This is a genomic window from Streptomyces bambusae (assembly GCF_019400985.1).
Taxonomy (GTDB): Bacteria; Actinomycetota; Actinomycetes; order Streptomycetales; family Streptomycetaceae; genus Streptomyces; species Streptomyces bambusae_A.
This window is the reverse complement of sequence record NZ_WTFF01000449.1, coordinates 1-4,641: the sequence shown is the minus strand read 5'-3', so window position 1 is coordinate 4,641 and position 4,641 is coordinate 1. Positions and strand designations below refer to the sequence as shown.

The window sequence follows — 4,641 nt, the reverse complement described above, 5'->3', positions numbered from 1 at the left end:
GGCGGCGGCCGGCGCGGCACCGGCGGCGGCGAGGGTGCCGCTCGCGTGGCGGGTCCACGCCAGGCCCGCCTCGGCGCCCTCGGGCCGGGAGTGGATCACGACGGCGCGGCGCCCGGAGTCGTCCGGGGCGCCCACGACCACCTGGAGGCGGGCCGCGCCGCGCCGGTGCAGGGCGAGCGGGGCCTCCAGGGTCAGCTCCTCCAGCAGCCCGCAGCCGGTCTCGTCGCCCGCCCGGAGGGCGAGTTCGACGAAGGCGGTGCCGGGCAGCAGGACCGTACCGGCCACCGTGTGGTCCACGACCCAGGGCAGGGTGTCGGCGGCGATCCGCCCGGTGAGGACCAGCCCGTCCCCGTCCGCGAGCTCCACCGAGGCGCCGAGCAGCGGGTGCCCGGCATCGGTGAGCCCGAGCCCGGCCGCCTCGCCGCGCGCGGAGCGGGACGGCGCGAGCCAGAAGCGCTCGTGCTGGAAGGCGTACGTGGGCAGCTCCACCCGGCGGGCGGCGCGGCCCTGGAACAGCGGGGCCCAGTCCACGGGCAGCCCGCGGGTCCAGGCCTCGGCGAGGGCGCCGAGGAACGCCTCGGGCTCGGGCCGGTCCTTGCGCAGCACGGGCGTCAGCAGCCCGCCGAAGCCCTCGGGAAGGCTCTCCCCCGCCATGGCGGCGAGCACACCCTGCGGACCCAGCTCCAGGAAGTGACCCACGCCCTGGTCGGCCAGGAAACGGACACCGTCACCGAACCGGACCGCCCCACGGACGTGCTCGACCCAGTAGCCGGCGGAGAACTCACGGATCTGCTCACCGGTGACGTTCGAGACCACCGGGACCGACGGAGCGCCGTAGGTCAAGGACTCGGCGACCTCCCGGAACGCCTCCAGCATCGGCTCCATCAACGGCGAGTGGAACGCGTGCGAGACGGTCAACCGCTTCGTCTTCCGACCTCGCTCGGCCAGCTGCGCCGCCACCTCCAGAACGGCCTGCTCGGCACCCGAGACCACCACCGACTCCGGCCCGTTCACGGCCGCGATGTCGGCGTCCGCGAGCCCGACGAGCAGTTCCCGGACCTCGTCCTCCGTCGCCCGCACCGAGATCATCGCCCCGCCCTCGGGCAGCTCACCCATCAGACGGCCACGCGCCTCCACCAGACGGCACGCATCGGCGAGCGACAACACCCCCGCCACGTGCGCGGCGGCGATCTCACCGATCGAGTGACCGGCGACGAAGTCCGGCCGCACACCGAAGTGTTCGGCCAGCCGGAACAACGCCACCTCGACCGCGAACAACGCGGGCTGGGTGACCTCGGTCCGGTGGACCTCCTCCCCACCCCCGAAAACAACCTCCTTCAACGGCAGCTCGAACTGCCCGCACACCTCGTCGAAGGCAGCCGCGAACACCGGCTGGGACGCGTACAACTCCCGCCCCATCCCCGGACGCTGCGCCCCCTGACCCGAGAACAGGAACGCCAGCCGCTCCGCCGTCCCGGTGACGCCCTGGGCGGTGCCCGGGGCGGACGTGCCCTCCGCGAGGGCGCGCAGTGCCTGGCGGAAGGCGTCGGCGTCCTCGGCGAGGACGACCGCGCGGTGTTCCAGGGCGGTACGGGTGGTCAGCAGGGCCTGGGCGACGTCCGCGACCGCGGCCGGGCCGTCCAGCTCCGCCAGGCGGCCTGCCTGGGCCCGCAGGGCCTCCTCGCTGCGGGCCGAGAGGACCCACGGCAGCGGGCCGGCCGGCGCCGGGGCGGCGGCCTTCTCCGGCTCGACCGGGGCCTGTTCGAGGATGATGTGGGCGTTGGTGCCGCTGATGCCGAAGGAGGAGACGCCGGCCCTGCGCGGGCGGCCCGTCTCGGGCCACTCCACCGGCTCGGTCAGCAGCTCCACGGCGCCCGCGGACCAGAGGACCTCGGGCGTGGGCTCGTCCACGTGCAGGGTCTGCGGCAGCACGCCGTGGCGCATCGCCTCGACCATCTTGATGATGCCCGCGACGCCGGCGGCGGCCTGCGCGTGGCCCATGTTCGACTTCAGCGAGCCCAGCCACAGCGGCCGGTCCTCGGGCCGGTCCTGGCCGTACGCGGCGATCAGTGCCTGCGCCTCGATCGGGTCGCCGAGGGTGGTGGCGGTGCCGTGCGCCTCGACGGCGTCGACGTCCTGCGGGGCCAGCCGGGCGTTGGCCAGGGCCTGCCGGATGACGCGCTGCTGGGCGGGGCCGTTGGGGGCCGTGAGGCCGTTGGAGGCGCCGTCCTGGTTGGTCGCCGTACCGCGTACGACGGCCAGCACGCGGTGTCCGTTTCGCTTGGCGTCGGACAGCCGCTCCAGGAGCAGCACGCCGACGCCCTCGGCCCAGCCGGTGCCGTCGGCGGAGGCGGCGAAGGACTTGCAGCGGCCGTCCTGGGACAGCCCCCGCTGGCGGCTGAACTCGACGAACACGTGGGGGGTGGCCATGACGGCGACACCGCCCGCCAGGGCCATGGTGCACTCGCCCTGCCGCAGCGACTGGGCGGCCAGGTGCAGGGCGACCAGGGAGGAGGAGCAGGCGGTGTCGACGGTCACCGCCGGGCCCTCCAGGCCGAAGGTGTAGGCGACGCGGCCGGAGACGACGCTGCCCTGGGTGCCGGTCAGGCCGTAGCCCTCGACCTTGTGCGGGTTCTCGTCGACCCGGAAGGCGTAGTCGTGGTGCATGGCGCCGGCGAACACGCCGGTCAGGCTGCCGCGGACGGCGTCGAGGCCGAGGCCGGCCCGCTCGAAGACCTCCCAGGAGGTCTCCAGCAGCAGCCGCTGCTGCGGGTCCATGGCGAGGGCCTCGCGCGGCGAGATGCCGAACAGGACGGGGTCGAAGTCGCCCGCCCCGTGCAGGAAGCCGCCCTGACGGGTGTAGCTGGTGCCGAGGCGTTCGGGGTCGGTGTCGAAGAGGGTGTCGAGGTCCCAGCCGCGGTCGGCGGGGAAGTCCCCGACCGCGTCGCGGCCGTCGGCCACCAGCCGCCACAGGTCCTCGGGCGAGCCGACCCCGCCCGGGTAGCGGCAGGCCATGCCGATGATCGCGATCGGCTCGTCGTACGCGGCGGCGGTGGCGGTGGCGGCCGGGGCGGTGTCGCGGCCCGGGCCGTCGGCGGCGGCCCCGTCCTGGGCGCCGAGGAGTTCCGTGAGCAGGAAGCCGGCGGCCGCCGTGACCGTGGGGTGGTCGAAGACGATGGTGGCGGGCAGCCGCAGGCCGGTGGCGGCGCTGAGCTGGTTGCGCAGTTCGACGGCGGTCAGCGAGTCGAAGCCGAGCTCCTTGAACGCCCTGTCGGGGCGTATCGCCGCGGGGTCGGCGTGCCCGAGGACGGCCGCGACGGCCCCGCGGACCACGTCCAGGACCTCCCGCTCCCGCTCGGCGGTGCCCAGCGCGGCGAGCCGGCGGACCAGCGAGGAGGTTCCGGCGCCGGCGGCGGAGGCCTCGACGGCGCGCCGGGCCGGGACGCGGACCAGGGAGCGGAACAGGTCGGGCAGCAGCCCGGACGCGGCGCGGGTGCGCAGGGTGGCGGCGTCGAGGCGTACCGGCACCAGCAGGGGCCGGCCGGGCGTGCGCAGCGCGGCGTCGAAGAGCGCCAGTGCGTGCTCGGAGGCCAGCGGCAGGATGCCGGCCCGGCTCATCCAGCCGAGGTCGCCGTCCTTGAGGTGGGCGAGCATGCCGCTGGACTGCTCCCACAGGCCCCAGGCGAGGGAGGTGGCGGGCAGGCCCTGGGCGTGCCGGTGGTGGGCGAGGCCGTCCATAAAGGCATTGGCGGCGGCGTAGTTGGCCTGGCCGGGGTTGCCGAAGACGCTCGCGATGGACGAGTAGAGGACGAAGGCGGCGAGGTCGAGGTCGCGGGTCAGCTCGTGCAGGTTCCACGCCGCGTCGGTCTTGGGCCGCATGACGGCGTCGAGGCGCTCGTCGCTGAGGGAGCCGACGAGGCCGTCGTCGAGGACGCCGGCCGCGTGCACGACGCCGGTCAGCGGCCGGTCGGCCGGTACGCCGTCCAGCACGGCCTGCAGCGCCTCCCGGTCGGCGGCGTCGCAGGCCACCACCTCGGCCGAGCCGCCGAGCGCCGCGATCTCCGCGACGAGTTCGGCCGCGCCCGGGGCGTCGGGGCCGCGGCGGCCTGCCAGCAGCAGGTGCTTCACGCCGTGCTCCGTGACCAGGTGCTTGGCCAGCAGCCCGCCCAGGGTGCCCGTACCGCCGGTGACCAGGACCGTGCCGTCGGGGTTCCAGCGGGGGCGGCCGGCGGGCGGCTCGGTGGCGCGGACCAGCCGGGGGGCGAGCAGCGCGCCGTCGCGGACGGCCAGTTGCGGCTCGCCGGAGGCCAGTACGGCCGCCAGGTCGGCGGGGCCGGACGGGTCGCGCGGGTCGAGGTCGACCAGGACGAAGCGGTCCTGGTTCTCGGTCTGCGCCGAGCGGAGCAGACCCCACAGCGGGGCGCGGGTGAGGTCGGTGACGTCCTCGCCGGGCAGGGCCGCGACGGCGCCGCGGGTGACGACCACCAGGCGGGCGGCGGCGAGCCGGTCCTCGGCCAGCCAGTCGCGGACCAGGCCGAGCAGCTCCGCGGTGGCGGCGCGGGCCGCCTCGGCGGTCGCGCCCGCCCGCGCGGCCCCGGGCGCCGAGGGGGCGGCGGCCTGTCTCTTTTACACCTCCCCCGC

1 pseudogene is annotated in these 4,641 nt (G+C 76.0%); it reads right to left on the bottom strand.

Features of this window, described 5'->3' with window-relative positions:
- Positions 1-4,590, bottom strand: a pseudogene (locus GPJ59_RS33695) (type I polyketide synthase); the annotation flags it as partial.
- Between the last annotated feature and the right edge of the window lie 51 nt (positions 4,591-4,641).